This window comes from Fictibacillus arsenicus (genome assembly GCF_001999465.1).
GTDB classification, from domain to species: Bacteria; Bacillota; Bacilli; order Bacillales; family Fictibacillaceae; genus Fictibacillus; species Fictibacillus arsenicus.
The window spans coordinates 1-502 of the sequence record NZ_MQMF01000095.1 but is presented as its reverse complement, the minus strand read 5'-3'; the positions used below and the strand labels follow the sequence as shown (position 1 = coordinate 502).

The following is a 502-nucleotide window of genomic DNA, read 5'->3' as shown; positions in this document are numbered from 1 at the left end:
GGCCGCCCCATCAGATCGTGGGGCCCATGGTCACCCCGGCCCCGATCCTGATGGCCGGGCGTGGCTAGAGTGCTGAGGTCGGCGCCACACCCCGGCGCGTCCCACGTCACTCGAGGAGAGCACCCCCATGGCCTTCGCCGCCCTGTCCCGTTCCGCCCGTCTTGCCGGCCTGTCCGCTGCCGCGCTGCTGGCCCTCACCGCGTGCGGCGGTCAGGACTCGTCCGACGCCGACGCGTCCGCCTCGACGACGGCGCCCGCCTCCGCGTCCGCGCAGGGTGCGGAGTCGTCGTCCGCCTCGGCGTCGTCGCTGTCCGCGGCCCCGGCCGACTACGAGGCCGGCACGTGCTTCACCGCCCCGCTCGGCGCCCGTGACCTGTCCTCCTTCGAGACCACCGACTGCGAGGGCGCCCACACCGCGGAGTACCTCTGGGCCGTGCCGGCCGTGGCCGAGGGTGAGGAGGCCGACCCCGCCGCCGCCCAGGCCTGCACCGCCCAGGCCCAG

The 502-nt window shown here is 76.3% G+C and carries 1 protein-coding gene; it reads left to right on the top strand.

Annotated elements, in window-relative coordinates; translation table 11 throughout:
• Positions 1 to 127 precede the first annotated feature (127 nt).
• Positions 128 to 502 (top strand): hypothetical protein (locus UN64_RS21980; protein WP_077366009.1); only part of this gene is annotated, 375 nt, incomplete at its 3' end.